This window comes from Flavobacterium sp., assembly GCF_049318185.1.
Taxonomy (GTDB): domain Bacteria; phylum Bacteroidota; class Bacteroidia; order Flavobacteriales; family Flavobacteriaceae; genus Flavobacterium.
In genome coordinates this window covers 1-3,594 of the sequence record NZ_JBMOGV010000166.1, presented here as the reverse complement: position 1 = coordinate 3,594, position 3,594 = coordinate 1, and the positions used below count along the sequence as shown (strand labels likewise).

The following is a 3,594-nucleotide window of genomic DNA, read 5'->3' as shown; positions in this document are numbered from 1 at the left end:
ATATAAACCTCTAAAAACCAACAGATGCAACTATAATGCGATGATTGAGTAGGTGACTATAAGGAAATTAAAGGGCTGAACTCCCTATAAGTCTGCAACTAAATCTTAAAAGTAAAGACATTGTTCTGTATTACACTATAGTTCTTTACGAATCCTTTTTAAAATAAATTATTAATTCGTTTGAATAATGTGATACAGCCGCGAATGTAAAAATTAATAGAGTTGTAGTAGTAAATGAGCTACTATTAATTTCAAAAAATGCTATGCTCCAAATAATTATAATCCATTGCACAAAGTAGATATTAGTTACACCTTTGCTCCAAGTAAATAGTAAATCGAAAAAGCTATTCTCTGGTACAGTATCAATAATTAATTTAGTTACATGCAACCACAAAAGAACAAACCCACACATTAATACCATAGCACCTTGACGGCTATGATAGTAATCGTTGAAATGGTAGGTAAGATTGTTATAAGAAATGGCACCCCCAATTAAAATAACGACTATTCCAGCAATTCCAAAGTAAGTAAAGGTTCTAAGGGAGTCTATTGAGTTTTTAAAAGTTTCTCCTAGAAACATCCCTAATAGCGGAAATGTAAGCCAAGGAAAAACAGGGAAAGCGATTTTATTTGCAATAAAACTAAACTCGATTGGCTGATCTCCCCAAAACAGTTCTAAAACTTGGTCAATTATTGGTATGTCGATCTTTATTCCCCAAAGAAATGGCGAAATCATACTAATCAGAAATGCTGACAGTACAATCAGATACTTATTGATTTTGAATGCCTGTATTACTGCCATTATCATTAGTGCAATACCTGCAAATTGTAAAATATCTACTATGGTTAAAATGGTCCATTCATTCAGTTTCCCTATTGGGAATGCTTTTGCAATATCCATATTAAGATACGATGAAATACTAAATGGAATTACACCCCTTAGGATATTTAAAAGGTATCCGGTTAAGAAAATTTTAAAACCACGGAATAGCTTAGGTTTTAATTTCGATTTAGTTGAATAGATAAATGAAAATCCCATTAAAGTCATAAATACAGGTGCGGCAGGCGGCCCCCCTAGAAATTCTATGATTTGTCCGAATACCGAGTTCTTTACTTCTTGATTTGCGAACACCTCAAGTGTATGAACCGCAATCATAAAAAATACAGCCAAGCCTCTTGCAAGGTCTATGGACAAAAGTCTGTTGTTTTGCTTTGTAACAGTCATATTTACAATCATTTTCAGACTGCAAAAATGCGGCACTTAAAAATGATTTCACTTGATATATGTCACAAAATCATTTTGCTCTCAAACGACTCAAAGTTTCTCTAGTAATACCAAGAAAAGAGGCGATATATGTTAAGGGGATGCGTTGGAGAAGTTGGGGTTCTTTGTCTAATAATGTCAAGTATTTATCAATTGAATTCATCATTTGAGAAAAGTAAAACTTATCCTCTAAAAATAGGGCGTACTCTTCAATTATTGCATTGATAAAATTGGCTATTTGAATATTAGATAACATTAAGGGTTTTATCTTTTTTATATTGATTGCAATTAGGGTACAATTTTCAATTAGCTCAATTGTTTCTCTTGAAGGATTGTTATTAAAATTTTGCAATGAACCAACCATATCATTTTCTAAAGCAAACCAAGTGTTCACTTCTATTCCATCCTTTAAATAGTAACTTCTAATTGCCCCTTTAATAACAAAATATGCAAAATCGTGTCTTTGATTTTCATTGATGAGGACGTGCTTTTTTTTCAAATTTAAGATTGACAGATGGCTGCATATTTCTGCTTTTGTTTGATCAGTTAGTTGTTGATTGGCAGAAAAATGGTCTATAAAGGGTTGGAATAAGATGTCCATTTTTACATATTATGTATACATTAAAGATATTAAGTTGCATCTTTTCAAAAAAACCTAATGTTGAAAATCCGAAAAAGCAGCCCCCCTAACGCACTGATAGACAAATAAAAAGCCCCGATTAAAGCGGGACTTGTATAGTGTGGATCCCCTTTCCTCGAGAGATGCAACCATAATGGGTTGATTGAGTATGTAATAATCAAGTAATTAAAGGGTTGAACTCTTTCAAAATTTGAAAGGCCTACTTGGCACACATTATTTTAATATGTTACCTTTATTTGCATAATGAAAAAGTGTTTTAGTGAATAAATAACAATTAAATGAAACGGATTTTAATAAGTATCTGTGTTATTTTATTTTCAACTAATTTATCTGTATTTGCTCAGCAAAATGAAATACAAACTGAATTACTAATTATTGGGATTAATCATAATAGAACCAAAAAAATTAATTATAAAAAATTATATCAGTTATTAGAAGTGAATAAACCAAATCTAATTTTGTGGGAACAAAGTGAGGGCTTTGAAAGGGAAATCGGATTAAGAACTGCTTACAGACTAAAAATAGTTTCTCCTACTACAGAACAACTAGCCCTTCAGTTATTTAATAAGAAAAACAGATTAATTCCAATACTAGGATTTGATACCAGCTTCTATTCAAAAAAGAAGTATTTAAATGAAACTGTTAGAATAAGCGATGTTTTTTTTACCAAATTAGATCAAAGTAAATTGAATAAAGAAGACAGTCTAAAATATAGGGTTTATGTTGATCTTCATAATAATTACATAGATGACATCTACAATAAATCACTTGAAGAAATAAACTTACCTATCATATATAGAAAAGCAAAGGAAATAAAAGAAATGGAGTTTAATGTAATTATACCTATTGCAAAAAAATGTGTCACAGATTCTATTGTTTTGAATGATTATATATCAGATCGAAATTTTGGCAAAGCCAGAAATGGTTATATGGTACAAAAAATTTTAGAGATTGCTTCTGCTCAAAAGGGGAAAAGAATTATTGTATTAACCGGATTGAACCATAAATATTTTTTGATTGAGGAGCTTAGTAAACAAACTAAGATGAACTTAAAACTACTTAATTTACAATAAATTATTGTGCCAAGTAAAAATTTTGTTTAGCATTATAAAGACAAGCCATAAAATATGTAGTTGCATATTTTCAAAAAACTCTTGTTGATAATCCAAATAATGCAGTTCCCCCCTAATACACTGATAGACAAAGAAAAGGCCCCGATTATAGCGGGAATTAAACTAGTGTGAGTGTGAGTTTGAGTGTGAGTTTGAGTGTGAAGTAAAATCAGTGTAGGAATAACTTCCCACACCCACACTCGCTCTCACACTGATTATTCTCCCCCTTTATACTTTAACCCGTACCCCTCTGATTAACTGATCATTGCAAGATTGGGAAATCCAGTAAGAGGTCCTCACGATTATTTGTTTCAAATATTGGATCCGGTATGGATATTATTTATTTTCTGACAGATAATTTTAACTGATAATTAGTATTTTTAAGTGTGAAAAAAACAGAAAAATAGGGTTAGATTTTGAAGTAGGTAAGCTGACAAACAGCATTGAAAATGTTATAACAGGTGACAGCTTTCCAACTGATATTACAATCATAACTGCGGCTGACCTGAAAAATGTGACATAAAAACGGCTGGCAGTTTGACTGGAAAATTGAGTTCAAACAATCTGCAAGAGATGTT

3 protein-coding genes are annotated in these 3,594 nt (G+C 31.4%); 1 reads left to right on the top strand and 2 read right to left on the bottom strand.

Going from position 1 to position 3,594, the window contains the following annotated elements:
- Nucleotides 1–145: 145 nt before the first annotated feature.
- Both ACOYLT_RS10885 and ACOYLT_RS10880 read right to left on the bottom strand, forming a co-directional pair.
- Nucleotides 146–1,225 carry a heparan-alpha-glucosaminide N-acetyltransferase domain-containing protein gene (locus tag ACOYLT_RS10885; RefSeq protein WP_422853873.1) on the bottom strand — a complete coding sequence of 360 codons (1,080 nt, stop codon included), beginning with the start codon at nt 1,223–1,225 and terminating at the stop codon, nt 146–148.
- Nucleotides 1,226–1,295: 70 nt separating this feature from the next.
- Nucleotides 1,296–1,865 carry a Crp/Fnr family transcriptional regulator gene (locus ACOYLT_RS10880; protein ID WP_422853872.1) on the bottom strand — a complete coding sequence of 190 codons (570 nt, stop codon included), beginning with the start codon at nt 1,863–1,865 and terminating at the stop codon, nt 1,296–1,298.
- Nucleotides 1,866–2,182: 317 nt separating this feature from the next.
- On the opposite strand from ACOYLT_RS10880, the gene ACOYLT_RS10875 reads away from it, so the two are divergent.
- Entirely contained in the window at nt 2,183–2,977 is a 795-nt protein-coding gene (locus tag ACOYLT_RS10875; protein ID WP_422853871.1) for a hypothetical protein, read from the top strand.
- The last annotated feature ends 617 nt before the right edge of the window (nt 2,978–3,594 follow it).

Bases quoted from the DNA above. Each gene is read 5' to 3' on its own strand.
- ACOYLT_RS10875 (WP_422853871.1), top strand. From the start codon at position 2,183: ATGAAACGGATTTTAATAAGTATCTGTGTTATTTTATTTTCAACTAAT.
- ACOYLT_RS10885 (WP_422853873.1), bottom strand. From the start codon at position 1,225: ATGACTGTTACAAAGCAAAACAACAGACTTTTGTCCATAGACCTTGCA.
- ACOYLT_RS10880 (WP_422853872.1), bottom strand. From the start codon at position 1,865: ATGGACATCTTATTCCAACCCTTTATAGACCATTTTTCTGCCAATCAA.